At 43.3% G+C, this 19,911-nt stretch carries 17 protein-coding genes and 1 tRNA gene; 10 read left to right on the forward strand and 8 right to left on the reverse strand.

Annotation, left to right across the window (positions count from 1 at the left end):
- Positions 1–9: 9 nt before the first annotated feature.
- A complete protein-coding gene (gene hemL / locus SPUTW3181_RS15825; RefSeq protein ID WP_011790314.1) occupies positions 10–1,302 on the forward strand; it encodes a glutamate-1-semialdehyde 2,1-aminomutase in 1,293 nt (430 codons plus the stop codon).
- A 413-nt stretch (positions 1,303–1,715) separates the two neighbouring features.
- Entirely contained in the window at positions 1,716–2,963 is a 1,248-nt protein-coding gene (nhaD, locus tag SPUTW3181_RS15830) for a sodium:proton antiporter NhaD (protein ID WP_011790315.1), read from the forward strand.
- Positions 2,964–3,023: 60 nt separating this feature from the next.
- Here nhaD and SPUTW3181_RS15835 read toward each other — a convergent pair whose 3' ends face one another.
- Together SPUTW3181_RS15835 and SPUTW3181_RS15840 are read right to left on the reverse strand one after the other, a co-directional pair.
- A complete protein-coding gene (locus tag SPUTW3181_RS15835) occupies positions 3,024–4,091 on the reverse strand; it encodes a general secretion pathway protein GspB (protein WP_011790316.1) in 1,068 nt (355 codons plus the stop codon).
- The gene (locus SPUTW3181_RS15840; protein WP_011790317.1) at positions 4,091–5,770 is read right to left on the reverse strand and encodes an ExeA family protein; all 1,680 of its coding nucleotides are present in this window, start codon (positions 5,768–5,770) and stop codon (positions 4,091–4,093) included. Before SPUTW3181_RS15840 ends, SPUTW3181_RS15835 begins: the two co-directional genes overlap by 1 nt.
- Positions 5,771–5,948: 178 nt before the next feature.
- Here SPUTW3181_RS15840 and SPUTW3181_RS15845 point away from each other — a divergent pair, with 178 nt between their 5' ends.
- Together SPUTW3181_RS15845 and SPUTW3181_RS15850 are read left to right on the forward strand one after the other, a co-directional pair.
- Positions 5,949–7,187, forward strand: a complete 1,239-nt coding sequence (locus SPUTW3181_RS15845; protein WP_041408239.1) for a multifunctional CCA addition/repair protein — start codon at positions 5,949–5,951, stop codon at positions 7,185–7,187.
- Positions 7,188–7,433: 246 nt separating this feature from the next.
- Positions 7,434–7,700, forward strand: a complete 267-nt coding sequence (locus SPUTW3181_RS15850; RefSeq protein WP_011790319.1) for an Lpp/OprI family alanine-zipper lipoprotein — start codon at positions 7,434–7,436, stop codon at positions 7,698–7,700.
- A 205-nt stretch (positions 7,701–7,905) separates the two neighbouring features.
- Here SPUTW3181_RS15850 and SPUTW3181_RS15855 read toward each other — a convergent pair whose 3' ends face one another.
- The 4 genes from SPUTW3181_RS15855 to folB all read right to left on the reverse strand — a co-directional run bounded on the left by SPUTW3181_RS15855 (position 7,906) and on the right by folB (position 10,605).
- Entirely contained in the window at positions 7,906–8,763 is an 858-nt protein-coding gene (locus SPUTW3181_RS15855) for a putative RNA methyltransferase (protein ID WP_011790320.1), read from the reverse strand.
- A gap of 84 nt (positions 8,764–8,847) precedes the next feature.
- Positions 8,848–9,648 carry an undecaprenyl-diphosphate phosphatase gene (locus SPUTW3181_RS15860; RefSeq protein ID WP_011790321.1) on the reverse strand — a complete coding sequence of 267 codons (801 nt, stop codon included), beginning with the start codon at positions 9,646–9,648 and terminating at the stop codon, positions 8,848–8,850.
- An 18-nt stretch (positions 9,649–9,666) separates the two neighbouring features.
- The gene (folK, locus tag SPUTW3181_RS15865; RefSeq protein ID WP_011790322.1) at positions 9,667–10,170 is read right to left on the reverse strand and encodes a 2-amino-4-hydroxy-6-hydroxymethyldihydropteridine diphosphokinase; all 504 of its coding nucleotides are present in this window, start codon (positions 10,168–10,170) and stop codon (positions 9,667–9,669) included.
- Between the two features lie 84 nt (positions 10,171–10,254).
- Positions 10,255–10,605: a dihydroneopterin aldolase gene (folB, locus tag SPUTW3181_RS15870; RefSeq protein WP_011790323.1), complete on the reverse strand. Its 351-nt coding sequence runs from the start codon at positions 10,603–10,605 to the stop codon at positions 10,255–10,257.
- A 268-nt stretch (positions 10,606–10,873) separates the two neighbouring features.
- Between folB and plsY the strand changes: the two genes are divergently transcribed.
- Positions 10,874–11,485 (forward strand): glycerol-3-phosphate 1-O-acyltransferase PlsY, encoded by a 612-nt coding sequence (plsY, locus tag SPUTW3181_RS15875; protein WP_011790324.1) that lies wholly within the window; start codon positions 10,874–10,876, stop codon positions 11,483–11,485.
- Positions 11,486–11,563: 78 nt separating this feature from the next.
- Here plsY and tsaD read toward each other — a convergent pair whose 3' ends face one another.
- Positions 11,564–12,580, reverse strand: coding sequence for a tRNA (adenosine(37)-N6)-threonylcarbamoyltransferase complex transferase subunit TsaD (gene tsaD / locus SPUTW3181_RS15880; protein ID WP_011790325.1), 1,017 nt, complete (start codon positions 12,578–12,580; stop codon positions 11,564–11,566).
- A gap of 218 nt (positions 12,581–12,798) precedes the next feature.
- Here tsaD and rpsU point away from each other — a divergent pair, with 218 nt between their 5' ends.
- The 5 genes from rpsU to SPUTW3181_RS15905 all read left to right on the forward strand — a co-directional run bounded on the left by rpsU (position 12,799) and on the right by SPUTW3181_RS15905 (position 17,605).
- Positions 12,799–13,014 carry a 30S ribosomal protein S21 gene (rpsU, locus tag SPUTW3181_RS15885; RefSeq protein WP_006080725.1) on the forward strand — a complete coding sequence of 72 codons (216 nt, stop codon included), beginning with the start codon at positions 12,799–12,801 and terminating at the stop codon, positions 13,012–13,014.
- 6 nt (positions 13,015–13,020) lie between these two features.
- Positions 13,021–13,464 carry a GatB/YqeY domain-containing protein gene (locus SPUTW3181_RS15890; RefSeq protein ID WP_011790326.1) on the forward strand — a complete coding sequence of 148 codons (444 nt, stop codon included), beginning with the start codon at positions 13,021–13,023 and terminating at the stop codon, positions 13,462–13,464.
- A gap of 83 nt (positions 13,465–13,547) precedes the next feature.
- Positions 13,548–15,272, forward strand: a complete 1,725-nt coding sequence (gene dnaG, locus SPUTW3181_RS15895) for a DNA primase (protein ID WP_011790327.1) — start codon at positions 13,548–13,550, stop codon at positions 15,270–15,272.
- Between the two features lie 139 nt (positions 15,273–15,411).
- The gene (gene rpoD, locus SPUTW3181_RS15900) at positions 15,412–17,253 is read left to right on the forward strand and encodes an RNA polymerase sigma factor RpoD (RefSeq protein WP_014610094.1); all 1,842 of its coding nucleotides are present in this window, start codon (positions 15,412–15,414) and stop codon (positions 17,251–17,253) included.
- A gap of 275 nt (positions 17,254–17,528) precedes the next feature.
- A tRNA-Ile gene (locus SPUTW3181_RS15905) sits at positions 17,529–17,605 on the forward strand.
- A gap of 148 nt (positions 17,606–17,753) precedes the next feature.
- Here SPUTW3181_RS15905 and SPUTW3181_RS15910 read toward each other — a convergent pair.
- Positions 17,754–19,874, reverse strand: coding sequence for a methyl-accepting chemotaxis protein (locus SPUTW3181_RS15910; protein ID WP_011790329.1), 2,121 nt, complete (start codon positions 19,872–19,874; stop codon positions 17,754–17,756).
- Between the last annotated feature and the right edge of the window lie 37 nt (positions 19,875–19,911).

The following is a 19,911-nucleotide window of genomic DNA, read 5'->3' on the forward strand; positions in this document are numbered from 1 at the left end:
GGACTAAACATGACCCGTTCCGAAGCACTATTTGAACAGGCTAAAAAAACCATCCCCGGCGGTGTTAACTCTCCGGTTCGTGCATTTAATGGTGTAGGCGGTTCACCCCTGTTTATTGAAAAAGCTAACGGCGCTTATATTTACGATGCCGATGGCAAAGCTTATATCGACTATGTCGGTTCTTGGGGCCCGATGATCCTTGGCCACAACCATCCTAAAATCCGTGCGGCGGTATTAGCGGCGGTGGAAAATGGCTTGTCTTTTGGTGCGCCAACTGAGCTTGAAGTGCAAATGGCCGAGAAAGTCATCTCTATGGTGCCTTCTATTGAGCAAGTACGCATGGTGAGTTCAGGCACGGAAGCTACTATGAGTGCTATCCGTTTAGCGCGTGGTTTTACCAATCGTGACAAGATCTTAAAATTTGAAGGCTGTTACCACGGCCACGCAGATTGCCTGTTAGTGAAAGCTGGTTCTGGCGCATTAACTTTAGGTCAACCTAGCTCACCCGGTATTCCTGAAGATTTCGCCAAGCACACCCTCACCGCTGTGTATAACGATTTAGATTCAGTTAGAACCCTGTTCGAACAGTATCCAACTGAGATTTCTTGCATCATCATCGAACCCGTTGCCGGCAACATGAACTGTATTCCACCTGTCCCAGGTTTCCTCCAAGGTCTGCGTGATATGTGTGATGAGTTTGGCGCGCTACTGATCATCGATGAAGTAATGACGGGTTTTCGCGTATCACAAAGTGGCGCGCAGGGGTATTACGGCGTCACACCAGACCTAACCACACTCGGTAAAGTGATTGGTGGCGGTATGCCAGTGGGCGCTTTCGGTGGCCGTAAAGATGTAATGCAATTTATCGCACCGACTGGCCCAGTGTATCAAGCGGGCACTCTATCAGGTAACCCCATTGCGATGTCAGCGGGTCTGGCACAAATGGACGCCCTGTGTGAAGAAGGTTTGTACGAAGCACTGAGTGCAAAAACCAAACGTATTGCAGAAGGCTTTAAAGCCGCGGCAGATAAGCACGGTATTCCAATGGCGATCAACTATGTTGGCGGCATGTTCGGCTTCTTCTTTACTGAACAGGAGCAGATCACTCGCTTCGATCAAGTGACCAAGTGCAATATTGAGCACTTCCGCACTTTCTACCACGGAATGTTAGACGAAGGTGTTTACTTAGCACCTAGCGCCTATGAAGCAGGCTTCCTGTCTATGGCCCATGGTGAAGAAGAACTGCGCCTAACCTTAGAAGCCGCAGATCGTGTTTTAGCGAGTATGAAAACCGAAAGTTAATTTGCTGAGCATGTTATACAGCAGTAAAAAGAGACGCATTAGCGTCTCTTTTTTATGACATTTGAAAAATCGCACCCGCTAAATAGGATTAATTAAAGAATCGCACGCTAATCGCTTAGACTTTAATCGTAGATTTCACTTTACACTCAAACCCATTCCAGCATAAAAAACCAAAACAACATTATTAGAAATAATAAAACCAGCATAAAACACCACATCAAAAACAAATTCACCAAGATATACATCACAAAACAACACAAAAACGAGTTACACCTAACAGTTGCGTTATTCATATCATTATGTTTTGATCCGCACGCGTTAACACAGCAAGCTTAATTTAGCCTTGAAAACGCCAATCTATAGTATGCCTCTAGCCTGCTATTACACTAAAAACAGCCGTTGGAATTGCAGTTATGTTATATACCTTTCTGATCATATTGGCCGTGCTCGCCCTGCTCAGTATTATTTTCGAAGAAGTGACCCACCTTAATAAAGCAAAAACCACCTTATTTTTTGGCTGCATTTCTTGGGTAGCGCTGTTTATGGCAGCAGGCGATCCTGAGCATGAGAAAATTATTGCAAATCAACTCAACGAAAACTTACTCGAAATTGCGACTCTTTGGTTGTTTCTGATGTCAACAATGACTTTTGTCGCTTACCTCAACGCAAAAGGCATGATCCAAATCATGGTGCAAAAGCTGTTTCCACAACAAGTTTCTGTACGAATGTTGATGATCCAAGTGGCTTTGTTTGCACTGGTTTTATCGGCATTCTGCGATAACGTTACCGCCACATTAGTGTCTTTAGGCCTATTAACCACCTTTAAGCTTGATAAACAAATGCGTCGTAGGATGGCAGTATTAATTATTTTCGCCGTTAACTCTGGCGGTGTTGCATTAATCACTGGTGACGTTACTACCCTGATGATTTTCTTAGGCGGGCATGTTCATATGTCCGAGCTATTAATACTGTTTATTCCCTCTGCCCTCAGCGTTATTTTACTCGCGACCTTGTTTTCACTTAAAGCAGAAGGTGTTGTCGCCACAACACCTATCAAACATACCTATCAAACAGTTGATGTGCTGATTGCTCTAGTATTCTTCTGCACTATTTTAATGACTATGTTATTCAATATTCTCTTTGGGATCCCACCAGTGCTGACATTCCTAACGGGTCTATCTGTTATGTTCCTCATTGGTCACACTACACGTAGCGATAAAGAGGAAATTAAAATTCTTGAATATATTCGACAAGTTGAATATGACACTTTATTGTTTTTCTTAGGTATTTTATTACTCGTTGGTATGCTAAAAGAAATCGGCACCTTAGATATGCTGACGAAAGCATATGCTATGTTCAACCCAAACATTTCTAACTTCGTCACGGGGATGGGCTCAGCCTTAATTGATAACGTGCCATTAACGGCGGCGTTATTAAAAGCAGAACCCGTACTCAGTACACCAGAATGGCTTGGCTTAACTTACAGCGTCGGTGTGGGAGGTTCCTTACTCATCATAGGTTCTGCAGCTGGGATAGTCGCGATGAGTAAAGTGAAAGAATTGACATTCGTCAGTTACTTAAAATATGTACCGGCTTTATTCTTATGTTATAGCTTAGGCTATTGCCTCACGTTATTACTCGCTTACAAGCTGTTTGCTTAAAGTAAAGGCGACTAAACAAAAGGCGCCTACTAGAGCGCCTTTTGTTTTATTCAAATTAGGTCAAATTGCTGGCACCTTAAATTGCGTTCCTTGAATTTCTAACACCACATCCCTTGGACGAATAGAAATAATTGTCAGTTTTCCACTAATCTTATCGCCTTCCTGCAATTCCGCGCCGTCCACATTTAACCAGCGTTTGTTAGGATCAGTAGAATAGACATGAGCAACGATATTAAATTCAGGAACTTGTAGCTGTAACCCCGCTGGTAACTGACCATATTTAGGGATGTCATCGCTCTCTTGTTTGGGGATAGGATCTAACTTAGGTTGAGTTACGGGAGTTTTTGCCGAATTACCATATTCAACCTTTTTCAGCGCATCTTGAAATGTAGAAACTAATTTATCATCCTCACGACTTTGGTTCGTCTCCAACCCAACATCGACGGCTGCCGCGCTCACCTGTTGGCGTAATGCCTCAAGCTGTGCCAATCCCTGACGATTCGGATTAGCACCTAATATAATCGGCTCTTGCTCTGGCATCTCTTGATATTCAGGCTGTTCAAATTGATTTAACACATTGCTTTCGTCAGTATTGAGTTGTTGTACTGTGCGAGTGTTAGCATCAACCTGCGCCGAGGTTGCAAGATAGTCATCATAGCTTGGATCACGCTGCAGATTGTTTACATATCCAGTTGTCACAGCTAAAACTTGCCCTGCCTGCATGTTACCAACTTGCGGTAACTCTTGTGTCCTTGGCAACGCGACTTTGCCCGCTAAGCGGACTCCGCTCGAATTCACATCAACAATTTGACTCTCCGTTACTTCAGTGGCTGATGCAGTTTGTGGTGGATTTACGGGCGACAAATTAGCTGCTGGAGCATTTTGCTTTATAGGTGTTGCGAGTCCTGCCATTACAGATAACGACTTCTCACTTTGCTCTAACACACTTACCCCCCAAGCAATCCCTACCCCAATAGCAACTGCCAACGCTAATAGCGATAGCTTAACCAGAGGGATACTGGCTTTACGGGACTCAGGATAATTTGTCCGTGGTGTTAACACGGCATCAGGTAAAGGAGATAACTGTTGTTGCTTATTACGCGTTACCGCATCGAGTAGAATGGACATTAGCCATGTGCTCCATTATCGGTTAAACGCGGGCCTTGCTCACTTAAATACAAATTCAGTCTCACTAATGTTTGGTTGCCAGCAATACCATCAGCTTTCAAGCCATGTTGGCTTTGAAAAGCTTTGAGATCATTTTCTAATTTAAGATCAAAGTGCGTTACCCTTCTCGCATTACGATTACTCACATGGGCAAGCGCATTCTCCAACCACTGAAGTTGTCCTACGCTCGACTTCTGGCTGATCTCCATCATAGGTAGGCTAGGTGCCTGCCATAAAATCTCAAAGGTACCGCTAAAATGTTGATTAAACCATGCCCTATCAACCCAAAGTTGCTGCTCACCCAATTGCATAAGTAATTGTTCACCATCAACAGCAAGCACTGCACCGTAAAAATCCTGTTGATTATCATCTACTAAATATACTACTGCAGGATAATTTAACCGTGTAAGGGACATCCAATTTCCCTGTTGTTGGTAACAGGAAAGCCCTTGTTCAATGGCTGATTGGCAGGCTGTTAGCCCTTTAAAAGGCACTTTCCCCCAAACACTGAACAATCCAGCAAAGGCAGTATCAATTTGACGACTTTGGTTTATTGCCTCATTTAAGACTCGTTGGCTGGGATCAGGTTTTACGATTGTAGCTTGGGTACTCGGTTGTTTGATTAAAGCCTGAGTTAACTGGGTTTCACTATTTACATCTTTTATGTCTTGAGCAGCAATACTAACATTTTGAGAAGGTTGACTCTCTGCGGTGGAAGCTTGAACGCTCATAGTGCTTTGATTGAGGGTAAACAACCAATAGGATACGCCAAAGGCAATGGCGAGAGTCGCAACAATAGCCGTTGGCCAGAGGTATGGATTCTGTTGTTTTTCTTCCTCACCTAACACTTCAGCCGCTGCTTGCCTCACCATACGATGATCAATTGGCACTCGGGATTGTGCATAACCAGCCATTAACGCACGTTCACAGAGCAAGTTAATTAGGCGTGGAATCCCCCCGCTATATTTCTGTAATACCTTAATCGCTTTACGGGTAAACAGTGGTTCAAATCGTCCGGCGACCTGTAAGCGGTGCAACACATAAAGTGCAATTTCATCTTCATTTAGAGGTAATAAATGATAACGAGCAGTAATTCGCTGTGCCAGCTGTCGTAATTCTTGACGTTTTAGTAACAATTGCAGCTCAGGTTGACCAATCAAAATCACCTGCAATAATTTTTTGGTATCTGTCTCCAGATTTGTGAGCAACCGTAATTGTTCTAACACTTCAGGTCGTAGGTGCTGAGCCTCATCAATAATGAGTACCGTATTACGACCTTTCTCATGGTTCGCGAGTAAAAAATGACTTAAATGATCGGTCAACTGCTTAAGTGTTGGATTTTCTCCATAACGGATCTTCAACTCATCGCAAAGAGTGGCAAGTAACTCCAATTCAGTCAGTGAGGGATTCAGGATAAATGCAGTATCGGTATTATCGGGCAATTGCCCAAGCAAACAACGAGACACCGTTGTTTTACCCGTCCCCACTTCACCTGTTAACAGCACAAAACCACCGGTTTCACCCAAACCGTAGGTAAGATGTGCTAGGGCTTCTCGGTGCCTATCACTCAAAAATAAATAATGGGGATTGGGTGCAATTGAAAAAGGGTTATCGCTGAGTCCATAAAAGGCCTTGTACATACCACCAATCATCCTTATCAAAAAATAACGCTCACGTTAAAGCGTCCTAGTGTACTTGTCAAAACATCTGCAACATCAATGTGACATCTAAATGTTAGATAAATTTCTGGGTTAGATTTATCCCTGCCCGCTACGGGCATGTTAAGCTACTACTATGACACATAGGCGAAGTAAATCCGTGAAAATATACTTAGTCGGCGGCGCTGTACGTGACAGCCTGCTCAATCTCCCCATTAAAGATAAAGACTATATGGTGGTTGGCGCGACACCAGAGCAAATGCTACAACTGGGTTACCGCCAAGTGGGTAAAGATTTTCCCGTATTCCTACACCCAATAACACAGCAAGAATATGCACTCGCCCGTACTGAACGTAAAGTTGGGTTAGGCTATGGTGGTTTTAGTTGCTATGCCAGTCCCGATGTCACACTTGAGCAAGACTTGCTCAGACGAGATCTGACTATCAATGCAATTGCACAAGATGAAGAAGGCAACCTACATGATCCTTTCAATGGTATTGGAGATCTTAACGCTCGCCTCTTGCGCCATGTCTCCGATGCATTTATTGAAGATCCACTCAGAGTATTACGTGTTGCAAGATTTGCCGCGCGGTTTCATCACTTAGGCTTTCAAATAGCTGACAGCACACTTCAGCTTATGCAGCAGATCGCCCAAAGTGGAGAGTTAAACGCCTTAACACCTGAACGAGTCTGGCAGGAAGTTGATAAAACCTTAAGCGGTTCAAACCCCGAGGTTTTTTTTGAGGTATTACGTCAATGTGGCGCACTGAAAGTACTTTTCCCAGAACTTGATGCCTTATTTGGTATCCCACAACCCGAAAAATGGCATCCAGAAATCGATACAGGCCTGCACACCTTGATGGTACTCGCCCAAGCCGCAATACTCACGCAGGATAAAGCCGTTCGTTTTGCAGCACTCGTTCACGACCTAGGGAAGGCGATCACGCCCATAGAACATTTACCTAAACATCATGGCCACGGACAAAAAGGATTACCAATAATCAAAGCTCTGTGTGAACGTTTACGTATTCCGAATGAGTTCAGAGATCTTGCATTAATTGTCAGTGATCAACATCAAAATGTGCATCAAGCCTTCAAACTCAGACCAGAAACAATTATCAAGATATTTGATAAAGCCGATTTTTGGCGCAAACCTGAACGTCTAAAACAACTCGTACAGGCCTGTATTGCAGATATACGCGGTCGTACAGGATTTGAACATCAGGATTACCCGCAAGGTGAATACTTTAGCCAATGCTTTGCAGTCGCGAGTAATGTCAATATTAAGGCAATTATTCAAGCGGGCTTTAAAGGGGAGGAAATAAAGCAAATCCTCCACATGCATAGAATCGATGCCGTTGGTCAGTTAAAACGTGATAAACAAAATGCAGTGGATTAGAACGCACAGTCAAAAAGTAATAATTTTGTAAATACAGTACCGTTTTACGGTAAATTCGGAGCCATTTTTCACTCAAAAATGATGATATAACCAATAAAAAACCCTTTTAAAAAAAATTTATATGTCTATAGTGGATAAACCCATTAATATTCGTAGCAAATTAAAATAGCTATGTCATAATTAGGCAGTTTCGATTACAAAGTGACGAAACATTCAAATCCAACCTATTTTAAGGGATTTTTTACAATGAACAAAAAAGTACTGATGATTGCTGGTTTAGCAATGACTGCCCTACTAGGTGGTTGTGCAAACACTACTGCTCTGGAAGAAAGCGTTGCTACTCTGGGCAACAAAGTTGATCAATTGTCAGCTGATGTCGGCTCTCTGAAATCTGAGCAAAGCAAATTGTCTGCAGACGTTAAAGATGCTAAAGCAGCAGCTATGGACGCACAAGCAGAAGCTAAGCGTGCTAACGACCGTCTAGACAACGTTGCTACTCGTTACAAAAAGTAATGATAAGTAATTAACCTATAATTTAATAGGTTAGCATAAAAGGCTTGTGAGTGATGAAAGCGAATAGCCCATCTATCCAAGCCTTTTTTTATATCTATTTTTTAAGTGATTTCATTTGTAACAGCTTAACACCTGCAACCTAAAAACCAGTGTTATTGGTAAGCATACTGTACAGACTCTGCATTTTTCCCTTACATTTTTATTATTATGTACAACTCACTTGTGCCTCTCCGCTTAAGCATTTTCGCGCTAATACTAATATAAAATCAATTTCAAGGGACTCAAAATAATTGGATTGGATATTATGTTTCATCCTATCCGTTGCCCGCCAAGCATAGGGGGTCATATCCAGTAATGTTAAAGCCTGCTCCCCCGTCACTGACAAGGTAAAATGCAGGGTTTGAGTTTCTATTATCAATAATCCAGACGGCAAATTTATTTGCACCGTCTTTTCGGCTAAATCAGGATAGATATATTCTTTCAATTGCCATAAATGTCTAGCTCCCGGCAACACTAACAACATGAGCCCATCTTCTTTGAGCACACGCACAGACTCCTTACCCTTAAGCGGTTTATCTATCACTGTAATAACATCAATACAATTGTCGCTAAAAGGTAATACTTTGGAGGTACTCAAACATAAGATCCCTGGTGTTTGTGCCTTAGCAGCAGAAAATATTGTATTTTCAGCATCTGCAACGCCCACGTATTGAATCGTTAATCCCTTTGCAATATCAGTCAACTTGGATGATAAAGCGCGTAAATAGAAACCTTCAACACACTCATAATCCAACAAACTTATATCATCTTGTAATGAACCGACGAGCATTTCGGCCATTTTATCAATTAACGGCGTAAAAATACCTGACTCTAACAGAAAGCGTTTAGCCCGCACCTGCTGACGAGAATCGCCTGTCGGCTTTTGTCTTTGCGGCTTAGTAAAAACCCAATAGCCTTGTTCACTTTTATCGAAATGATGTTTATTTGTACAGTAAAAACCCTGCGATGATTGATGCTGCTGCAATGACAGACCACATGTCGGACATTGAAATTTAAGACTCATGGTTAGCTCCAAAAAAGGGCAATACTTAAAAATGTAAAAATCGGGTACTTAGACCCGATTCTTCAAAAGGTTCGCAAAAAGAAATTACAGAAATATAAATCCACATAACACCGCGCCAAGTATAAGGCGGTAAATAACGAAAGGTGTCATCCCCATGCGACTGATTATTTTTAAGAAATAATGAATACAAAGGTATGCGGCAACAAAAGAGACCAAAGTTCCTAAAGTAAGCGCCTGATAATCAATAGGAAGTGAACTTTCAGATAGATCTTTACCCACTAAAATGGCTGCGCCTAAACTCACAGGAACAGACATTAAGAATGAAAATCGGGCGGCAGCATCACGACTTAAACCCAGCATGAGCGCAGCAGTCATTGTAGCGCCAGAGCGTGAGGTTCCAGGAATTAATGCCAGTGCCTGTGCAAAACCAATCAATAATGCCTTACGCCATCCGGTTTGATAAACAGTTAAATCTTGATGTGACATCTTATCTGCCCACCAAAGCAATAAACCAAAAACGATAGTGGTAACAGCAATCACTTCAGCACTGCGTAGATGCGTTTCAATAAAATCTTTTGCCATAAAACCAAAAAAAACTGCGGGTAGTGTTGCAAGAATTATCCACCAAGCCAGTTTACTGTCATCTGACTGTTTACCTTTAAAAATACTGGCAATCCAAGCTGTAAACATGTTCCACAATTCATGTCTAAAATAAATCACCACCGCAAGTAACGAGCCAGTGTTTACAGCCACATCAAAGGATAATCCTTGATCTTCCCAGCCTAACAGCTCAGCGGGTAAAATTAAGTGTGCAGAACTAGATATAGGAAGAAACTCAGTTAACCCTTGAATTAACGCTAAAATAATTACCTGAAACGTATCCATGACAACCCTATCAATAAATTAAAACGTCAGCCCACAGGGCCATTCAAACGTCACAGGCCAAAGTCGCTGTGAATCTTTGTCGTAGTCATTCCACAATTTTGCATAGGTTTGGTGGACTAAGGGGTGAACGAGATTTGGAGCTAACTCCGCTAACGGCCACAATACAAAAGCGTTATTAACTATCTCGGCCCGGGGTAACACCACTGGAATTTGACATACTATGTCATCATAAAGTAACAAATCTAAATCTAATGTTCTTGGGCTGAACTTCTTTGCACCAACAAGACGGCCGTGATTTTGCTCGATTTGCTTAAACTGCGCAACTACCGTAGCAATATTCAAATCGGTTTCAGCGCTTGCCACCATATTTAAAAAATTTGTGCCACTAAACCCAACCGCTTCACTCTCATACATAGAAGAAAGCCTGAGTGGACCAAAGCATTCTCTGAGTGACTGTAACCCTGCCTGCAAATGCTGAACGGGCTCAATATTACTACCTAAACTAATGTAAATACGTGCCATGCTGTTGTCCGAACCGTCTTTAAACGACTATACACTCGTCACTATTATTCATTGAACATTACTACATAGACGCAGTAATAAACGTTAACGTGAACGCTCAATTTCAACGCCAACAGAAGCTGCTGTAGCAACTGCACCGGGTTTCATCACCACCACTTTGACCCAAACCACGTTAAACTCGCTAATTAAACAGTCGGCAACACGTTCTGCAACGGTTTCAATAAGTTCAATGGGTCGCTCGGTAATAAGCTGAGTAATCCGTGTAGACACTGTTTCATAACAGAGCGCAAACTGATAATCATCACTTGCAGCGGCGGGTTTGTTATCCCAAGCCATATCTAAATCTAAAAATAAGCTCTGTTGGATTGTCTTCTCCCAATCATAGACACCAATCACAGTATCGACTCGTAATTGTCTTATAAGTACCTTATCCATATTGTCTCCAACTAACCTATTACTAAGAGGTCTGATAAGCTAAGCGTGATTGAGTCGGTATAATTCGCAATATTCTGAGAGATAACTAATTTACTTTCTACTCGAGCCAATCCGAAGTAGGATAACCTCCTAAAAGGATTTGTTCGTTCAGAAATGCTATCTACTTTCGACTGCGGAGTTATCGCTTTAGCCCATGACTGAATATACAAGCCAAACAGGCTTTTAAATTGTTGCGCGATAATACCTTAAGACGCGTAAGGAAACCAATGTGAGTCAATTAACACTGACACTTTTGATGATTGTGTCCGCCTATTTGGCAGGTTCTATCTCAAGTGCTGTGCTGGTCTGTAGGATGAGAGGTCTACCCGATCCAAGATCCGAAGGTTCGGGGAACCCTGGAGCGACGAATGTACTGCGGATCGGCGGTGCCAGTTCGGCCGCCATGGTGCTATTTTTTGATATGCTTAAAGGTGCGCTGCCCACTTATCTTGCTTATTTAATGGGTATCGATGCCATTTCCCTTGGGCTGATTGCCATTGCGGCATGTCTTGGTCATATCTATCCCATTTTTTTTGGTTTTAAAGGGGGAAAAGGAGTCGCAACAGCCTTTGGAGCCATGGCACCGATTGGCGATGATCTTGCTATCTGCCTTATGGCTTCATGGGTAGTGTTATTGCTAATCAGTCGCTACTCATCCCTCGCCGCTATTATTACGGCCTTACTAGCTCCTCTTTATACTTGGTGGTTAGACGAACGATTTACCATTCCCGTTGCCATGCTATCGACGCTTATCATTATTCGTCATAAAGACAATATCCAACGGCTACTTAAAGGTGAAGAGTCAAAGGTATCGCGTAAAAAACGTCCTAAAAATCCTTAATCAACATCGTAAATTTATCAACGAAAACTGCGCCTTAAGCGCAGTTTTTATCGACTATAAGATGTTTAATTAAAATGATTAGAACAGCGGTGGCAAAGTGTCTAGCGGCCACCTTGGTTGACCTTTTACCGCAAGATCTTCACGCTGCCCAGCCTTTAAACGCTGCAACCCTGCATAGGCAATCATTGCACCATTGTCGGTGCAAAACTCTCCTCTAGGATAATAAACTTTCCCACCAATTGAAGTCATCACTTCAGCTAGTGTTGCCCGTAAACGGGTATTGGCACTGACACCACCGGCGATCACTAAACGGTTATAGCCTGTTAGCTTTAAGGCTCTGCGGCACTTAATTGCTAAAGTATCAACCACCGCTTCTTCAAAGGCTCTAGCGATATTGGCGCGGGTTTGCTCATCATCAGGCTCTGCGGCTATCGTATTTGCCGTAAATGTCTTTAGGCCTGAAAAGCTAAAATCCAGACCAGGCCTATCCGTCATTGGACGGGGAAACTGATAGCCAGCGGGAACTCCAGTAGCGGCTAACTTAGCAAGTCTTGGGCCTCCTGGATAATCTAAGCCCATCAATTTAGCCGTTTTGTCAAAAGCTTCACCTGCAGCATCATCCACAGACTCACCTAAGACTTCATAAAGGCCAATGCCATCGACTTTAACCAGCATTGAATGGCCACCTGAAACCAACAAGGCCACAAAGGGAAACTCAGGTGCATCCTCTTCAAGCATAGGTGCGAGCAGATGCCCTTCCATATGGTGCACACCAATAGCAGGCTTATTCCAAGCAAAAGCAAGCGAACGCCCAACGCAAGCTCCAACTAAGAGCGCACCAATTAAACCGGGGCCTTTAGTGTAAGCAATACCATCTAAATCGGCGATTTTAGTATCAGCATTTTTTAAGGCTTGGCGAATAAGCGGCACAATTTTACGAACATGGTCGCGGGAGGCTAACTCAGGCACCACACCACCGTAATCTGCATGCAACTTCACTTGACTATATAGAGCATGGGATAACAACCCTAGCTTATCGTCATAGACGGCAATACCTGTCTCATCACAGGATGTTTCAATACCTAAAACCCGCATGGTGCCTCATCAAAAATAACCAAAGGGCGCTAATTCTACCTGCATGTCAATAATTACTCCAGCCATAGAGGCCTTATCTTACCCAGCAACCCAAAAGCTGAACTCAGTATTAGGGCTTTACAAGCCCTATGGTCTCGGTATAAAATTCCGCACCATTTTAAATAGACTTGGTTCGAGCAATTGAACCAGAACAACCTACACCTAAGGGGTGATGGCGTATGCCAATTATTAAAGTACGTGAAAACGAACCATTCGACGTAGCTCTACGTCGTTTCAAGCGCTCTTGTGAAAAAGCAGGTATTTTAGCTGACGTGCGTGCTCGTGAATTCTACGAGAAGCCAACTACTGCACGTAAGCGCGCAAAAGCGGCTGCAGTTAAACGTTTAGCTAAAAAGCTTTCTCGCGAAAACGCACGTCGCGTACGTTTATACTAATCTCTTATGAGCCTAATTGATCAGCTAAAAGACCATATGAAACAAGCCATGATCGCCAAAGAGAAGGTGAGATTGGGTACTATTCGTATGGCATTAGCCGCCATCAAACAGATTGAAGTGGATACCCGCGAATCTCTGACTGATGAGCAGGTTATAGCGGTCTTAACCAAAATGGTGAAACAACGTCGCGATTCGATTGCTCAATTTGAAGCAGCGGGACGTAACGAGTTGGCCGAAGCGGAAGCAGCAGAGATTCAAGTTATTGAAACTTTCCTGCCAACTCCCCTCTCAGAGGCGGAAATCGCAGCGTTCATTGATGCAGCTATTGTTGAAATAGGTGCATCCTCCATGGCGGATATGGGCAAAGTAATGGGAGCATTAAAACCTAAAGTTCAAGGACGTGCAGACATGGGCGCTATCGGCGCTATGATCCGCGCAAAATTGCAATAATTAGCGTTTCAATGTATGAACAAGCCGTGCCTATGCGCGGCTTGTTTGTTTAAATTCGCTTTAGGCGAGATTTTAAGCACTTAATGGCAATACCTCGTGATTTTATCAATGAGCTGATCGCTCGCACCGACATAGTCGAGCTAATCGATCGTAAGGTGCCCTTGAAAAAGGCGGGTAAGAACTACTCTGCCTGTTGCCCTTTTCATAGCGAAAAATCACCTTCTTTCACCGTTAGCCGGGATAAACAGTTCTATCATTGCTTTGGCTGCGGTGCCCATGGCAATGCTATCGATTTTGTAATGGAATACGATCGACTCGATTTTATTGATGCCATAGAAGATCTGGCTGGACAACTTGGCTTAGAAGTCCCAAGAGAACAAGGTACCGGCAAACGCCATGATGATGGTTTAAGCCGAGACTTATACCAGTTAATGGAAGAAGCGAGCCGCTACTTTCAAAACCAGCTTAGACAACACCAAGATAAACAAAAAGTTATCGATTACCTCGCCTATCGCGGCTTATCCGATGATGTAGTAGAACATTTTGGTATAGGCTTTGCACCCGATGGCTGGGACGGTTTATTAGGACGCTATCGTCAGAATCAAGATGCGCAGGATAAGTTACTGACCGCTGGCATGTTAATAGCCAACGACAATGGCAAGCGTTACGACCGATTTCGCGATCGTCTTATGTTCCCGATCCGAGATAGGCGTGGGCGAGTTATTGGTTTTGGTGGCAGAGTTTTAGGTGATGGCACCCCAAAATACTTGAATTCGCCAGAAACGCCCATATTTCATAAGGGCAATGAACTCTATGGTTTATACGAGCTAAAACAGCGCCATCGCGATCCAGATAAAGTGCTGATTGTTGAAGGCTATATGGATGTGGTCGCATTGGCGCAATTTGGCGTCGATTATGCAGTCGCCTCATTAGGCACTTCGACCACAGCAGAGCAATTTCAGTTATTACTGCGCAGTGCTAAAGAAGTGGTCTGCTGTTACGACGGTGACCGAGCAGGTACAGAAGCCGCATGGCGCGCCTTAGAGACCGCATTGCCGCTATTAAAACCGGGGGATCAAGTCCGATTTATGTTCCTGCCTCAGGCCGAAGATCCTGATTCTATGGTGCGTAAAATTGGTAAAGAAGCATTTGAAACCTTAATGGGCAGTGCAATAGCACTACCCGAGTTTCTATTTGATACCTTAGCGACTAAATATGGTACTGATAAAAGTAATTTAGCGAAACAAGCCTTTATTTTGATTGAGAAGATTCAAGATACTGTGCTGCAAAACTTACTGCTTGAGAACTTAGCTCACAAGCTGGGTATGAATAGCTCTGAAGATATGAAAAAAAAGCTAGGTTTTAGTGTCAAACAAACTAAAACAGTAGCAAAACAAGGATTAAAAGGACGTGGTACACCATTGCGCCTCGCCATCGCACTGTTAGTACAACATCCTCTGCTGGGACTGGGTTTACCCCCACAACCCGCACTTAACCATCTGCAGATGCCAGGCATTGATTTGCTGCCACTGCTGTTGGATTTAACTCGAGAGCAAAGGTTAAACAGCGCACAACTACTTGAACAATTCAGAGACAATCCCCACAGTGGGGCGCTCCATAAATTGGCCCAATGGGACCATCAAGTGGCGGATGAAAACCTGCTCGAAAAGTTTAAACAAACCCTAGTTTGGTTGAACAATCAATATATTGAACAACGATACCAGGAATTGAGTCTCAAACAGACTCATACTAAAGAAGAAAAGATACAGCTACAGAAGCTGATCTCAGTCATGAAAGGATTAAACTGAGGCAAAAATGTCCTCATTCACTATCCCAGTGACTAGCACAGATATGTGCACACGGCTATAATTGACGATTTGCGCGGCACTTAAGCTTATTTAGCTAATTGTCCGTCGTTGTAACAGTTTCCCAACTTGGATGATATCTATGGATCATACTCCGCAGTCGCAACTCAAGCTGTTGCTTGCCAAAGGTAAAGAGCAAGGTTACTTAACCTATGCAGAAGTGAACGATCACTTACCTGCAGACATGGTCGATTCTGACCAGATCGAAGATATTATCCAGATGATAAATGACATGGGTATTCGGGTATTTGAAGAAGCTCCCGATGCCGATGACATGATGATGTCGGAAGACAACACAGACGAAGATGCAGCAGAAGAAGCCGCGGCCGCCCTAGCCACAGTTGAAAGTGAGCTTGGCCGCACAACGGATCCAGTACGCATGTATATGCGTGAAATGGGTACGGTTGAGCTTCTGACTCGTGAAGGCGAAATTGTGATCGCCAAACGCATTGAAGAAGGCATTAATACCGTTCAAAGCTCTGTCGCCGAATACCCACAAGCGATCGCGATGATCCTTGAACAATTCGACCAATTCGAAGCCGATGAACTGCGCCTGTCTGATATTATCTCTGGATTTGTCAACCCGGATGAAGAAGACGTAGCACCCACTGCAACACATATTGGCTCTGAACTGTCAGATGAAGACCTCGATGATGAGGACGATGAAGATGAAGACGATGAAGACGCAGATGAAGAAGATGATGCCAACAAAGGCCCAGATCCTGAAGAAGCCCGCGAACGCTTTAGTCAACTAAGAGCCGCCTATGAAAATGCGCTGAAAATCATCGAAGCTAAAGGACGTGAACATCCAGAGTCTGTCAAAGCGCTTTTTGAAATCGGTGAAATCTTCAAAGAATTCCGTTTAGTCCCTAAACAATTTGATCGTTTAGTGAAAAGCATGCGTTCTATGATGGATCGCGTACGCGTACAAGAACGCTTGGCGATGAAGCTTTGTGTTGAACAAGCTAAAATGCCAAAGAAAAACTTTGTGAAGTTTTTCACTGGAAATGAAACTAATCTCGATTGGTTCCATGCAGAAAAAGCCTCAAACAAACCTTATGCCGAAGGCCTAAGAATGGTTGAGGAAGACGTACTACGTTGCCGTAGCAAGCTTGCCGCCGTTGAAGAAGAAACCGGCTTAGCTATTTCAGCAATCAAAGATATCAACCGTCGCATGTCAATTGGTGAAGCTAAAGCACGCCGTGCGAAGAAAGAAATGGTTGAGGCCAACTTACGTCTGGTTATTTCTATCGCGAAGAAATACACCAACCGCGGTCTGCAATTCTTAGATCTTATCCAAGAAGGTAATATCGGCTTGATGAAAGCCGTGGATAAGTTCGAATACCGTCGTGGTTACAAGTTCTCGACCTATGCCACTTGGTGGATCCGTCAGGCGATTACCCGTTCTATCGCTGACCAAGCGCGTACCATCCGTATTCCGGTGCACATGATCGAAACGATCAACAAGCTAAACCGTATTTCTCGTCAAATGCTACAGGAAATGGGCCGTGAGCCGTCCCCTGAAGAACTGGCAGAACGTATGATGATGCCGGAAGACAAGATCCGTAAAGTGCTTAAAATCGCTAAAGAACCTATCTCCATGGAAACCCCTATTGGTGACGATGAAGATTCGCATTTAGGTGATTTTATCGAGGATACCACCCTCGAATTACCGCTTGATAGCGCCACCAGCGAAAGTTTGAAGAGTGCAACCCATGAAGTGCTCGCAGGCTTAACAGCCCGTGAAGCCAAAGTATTGCGCATGCGTTTTGGTATCGATATGAACACTGACCACACGCTTGAAGAGGTGGGTAAACAGTTTGACGTTACCCGTGAACGTATTCGTCAAATTGAAGCTAAAGCATTACGTAAGTTACGCCACCCTTCACGTTCAGAGATCTTGAAATCTTTCTTAGATGAATAGATAACCTGTCTGACAAACAAGCCCTGCCCTGTGCAGGGCTTTTTATTACATAACCATATGTCGTTAAAATATAGATTAAAAACAAGCAAATATTCACTGTATTGACTGATATGATCGCGATTTAAAGCCTGATTGACCTCTAATACTCATCTGATCTGATTAACAGATAACCAATTGAATCAATTGCGTGAATTTCACCCTAAAACACGGGTGACAAGCGCAAATAAGCTTAGTATACTTCCACCCGCTTTAGGTAATGACGATTACCTTAAGTCGGCCCCTTAGCTCAGTTGGTTAGAGCACACGACTCATAATCGTTAGGTCCACGGTTCAAGTCCGTGAGGGGCCACCACCCAATTCAACAAAAAAGCCCATTAATTCAATGGGCTTTTTTGTATCTAAATATTATCTCACGCCAGAAAAGCAACCCTTCGACCGATGCTTAACGATCAACACATATCAAAGGGTCTACTGCTATTCAAAGAGTCCTCTATAAATACCTAGGTTTTTAACTTACCTAACTGTTCATGCTGTTGTTTCACTAAGTCAGCTAAGACCACACTGCTTTGCTGTGCTTCGCCCGCAAGGCGGGCAAGCTCGGATGCTGAATCTGAGATCCCTGTGATATTTCGGTTTACTTCTTCCGTGACAGCACTTTGCTCTTCTGCAGCGGCAGCAATATGGGTGATCTGTCCTGATATTTCTTCGATTTGGCTGACCATTGAGTTTAGTGAAGCAAGCGCCTGTTCAGTTTGCAATACTGCCATTTGTGCGCGCTCAGCACCTTTATCTATAATACCCGATGCACTATGTACTTCTTTTTGCAGTGCATCAATAAGCACACTGATATCATCAGTTGAGCTTTGCGTCTTAGATGCTAATGCCCTAACCTCGTCAGCGACAACCGCAAAACCTCGGCCTTGCTCCCCAGCTCTCGCTGCCTCAATCGCTGCGTTTAAAGCGAGTAAATTAGTTTGCGCGGCAATAGAGCTAATGACCTCAAGGATACGGCTGATATTTGTGCTGCTTTCGGCCACTTTACTCACAGCCATTTTGGCTTGCATAGACTCCTGCGACATGGTTGCCACAAAATCCATCGCCTTAGTTAAACTCTCTTCACTTAAGCGAATATTACGTGACATAGCCTCGGTTTCAGATGCCGTTTGCTCCGAAGCTTTAGCGACTTCGAGCGCCGTGGCACTCATTTCGTTAACGGCTGTCACCACACTCTCAATTTCACCATACTGGCGATGGACACTATCACGGGTCAGTTGGGCAATTTGAGCCGATGATTGACTCTCTTGCTGGGTGCGACTTGCAAGAATTTTTAACTCAGCAATAAGATTTTTTAACTTATAGATAAAGGAGTTAAATCCTTTGCCTAATGCAATAAGCTCTGCGTGCGCATCCACCTCAATCGATTGAGTCAAATCACCTTCAGCACTGGCTAAATGTTCAACACGACCTTGGATCATTTTCAGTGGAGAGATAATGCTACGAATGACAAGGCTGATTGTGATTACTGAAACCACAGAAACCACTAATCCCACAATCAACAGTAAACTACCAAGAGAAGTAGCCATTTCATCCATATTTTTATCTAGTTCAATTGACGCTTTAAAGGCTTGTGCCTTAGGTACTTGAATGACAAGTGACCATTCCGCGTTAGCTAGGGGAATTTTGATAGGATAAGCAACGATAATTTCATCGTCATTCATTATGTACTTAGTATTTTTATGGAGCGAAATAATTTGTGCCGCCAGTGTAGGATCAATTGATTCTGATAAAGGTCGAGCCTTCTTACTATAATGACTCGCTGCCACAACTAAACCTCGATGACTCAATAAGGTCACCTTAGCTTGCCCGTCGTAAAGGCTTCTAGATAAAGTGTCAATCAAAGACTGGAATACGGGTAAATTAACGTCAACACCAACGACCCCGATAAACTGTTTATGCTTAAGCACAGGGACAGTGAGTGATGTCATTAACATATTATTACCAGGAGTAATTTCGTATAAATAGGGCTCCATCAAACACGGTTTTAAGGTTTCTTTAGCACAGAGGTACCATTCTGCATCACGGATCCCAAACTCGTTCACGGTAGTGAGGTATTTTTCTGATGAATCATCGACTTGTTGATGAACAACGCTACCATCATCATTACGAGTATAATAAATTTCTAACACGCCAGATGAAGCAACACTGTGACTTATCGACACATTTAAAAACTCACTATCCAGCCCATCATATCCATTAGGTTCAAATTGAGCATACATGGAAGATGTTTGTGCATTTTTCTTCAGAACAGCAGCAACTGAAAGTTCTAAGCGATCACGCTTTAACGGTAACTCCTCAGCAGTACTTTCAAGCATTCCCGCAAAAGAATAGGGAATACGATAGGACTCATTAATAAAACCAGCGACCATTGCCCCATACTCCCCCGCACGCGCTTCCAGCTTATCGCGAGTTTCATTCTGAAGGGATGTTTGTACTTGGTCAGATAATTGAGAATTTTGCTCTGATAAGGTCCACCAGAGACTCAGGGACAAGATAGCAACAATTGATAAAAACAACGCAGATGTGATCCATAACAACTTAGTACTGATGGACAAATGCTTCATCGAGTAAACTCCCAAGAAAACGACTGTAGGGTAATAA

It is taken from the genome of Shewanella sp. W3-18-1, from assembly GCF_000015185.1.
Lineage (GTDB): Bacteria > Pseudomonadota > Gammaproteobacteria > Enterobacterales > Shewanellaceae > Shewanella > Shewanella putrefaciens.

Coding starts and splice junctions, on each gene's coding strand:
- hemL (WP_011790314.1), top strand. CDS start 10: ATGACCCGTTCCGAAGCACTATTTGAACAGGCTAAAAAAACCATCCCC.
- nhaD (WP_011790315.1), top strand. CDS start 1,716: ATGTTATATACCTTTCTGATCATATTGGCCGTGCTCGCCCTGCTCAGT.
- SPUTW3181_RS15835 (WP_011790316.1), bottom strand. CDS start 4,091: ATGTCCATTCTACTCGATGCGGTAACGCGTAATAAGCAACAACAGTTA.
- SPUTW3181_RS15840 (WP_011790317.1), bottom strand. CDS start 5,770: ATGTACAAGGCCTTTTATGGACTCAGCGATAACCCTTTTTCAATTGCA.
- SPUTW3181_RS15850 (WP_011790319.1), top strand. CDS start 7,434: ATGAACAAAAAAGTACTGATGATTGCTGGTTTAGCAATGACTGCCCTA.
- SPUTW3181_RS15855 (WP_011790320.1), bottom strand. CDS start 8,763: ATGAGTCTTAAATTTCAATGTCCGACATGTGGTCTGTCATTGCAGCAG.
- SPUTW3181_RS15860 (WP_011790321.1), bottom strand. CDS start 9,648: ATGGATACGTTTCAGGTAATTATTTTAGCGTTAATTCAAGGGTTAACT.
- folK (WP_011790322.1), bottom strand. CDS start 10,170: ATGGCACGTATTTACATTAGTTTAGGTAGTAATATTGAGCCCGTTCAG.
- folB (WP_011790323.1), bottom strand. CDS start 10,605: ATGGATAAGGTACTTATAAGACAATTACGAGTCGATACTGTGATTGGT.
- tsaD (WP_011790325.1), bottom strand. CDS start 12,580: ATGCGGGTTTTAGGTATTGAAACATCCTGTGATGAGACAGGTATTGCC.
- rpsU (WP_006080725.1), top strand. CDS start 12,799: ATGCCAATTATTAAAGTACGTGAAAACGAACCATTCGACGTAGCTCTA.
- SPUTW3181_RS15890 (WP_011790326.1), top strand. CDS start 13,021: ATGAGCCTAATTGATCAGCTAAAAGACCATATGAAACAAGCCATGATC.
- dnaG (WP_011790327.1), top strand. CDS start 13,548: ATGGCAATACCTCGTGATTTTATCAATGAGCTGATCGCTCGCACCGAC.
- rpoD (WP_014610094.1), top strand. CDS start 15,412: ATGGATCATACTCCGCAGTCGCAACTCAAGCTGTTGCTTGCCAAAGGT.
- SPUTW3181_RS15910 (WP_011790329.1), bottom strand. CDS start 19,874: ATGAAGCATTTGTCCATCAGTACTAAGTTGTTATGGATCACATCTGCG.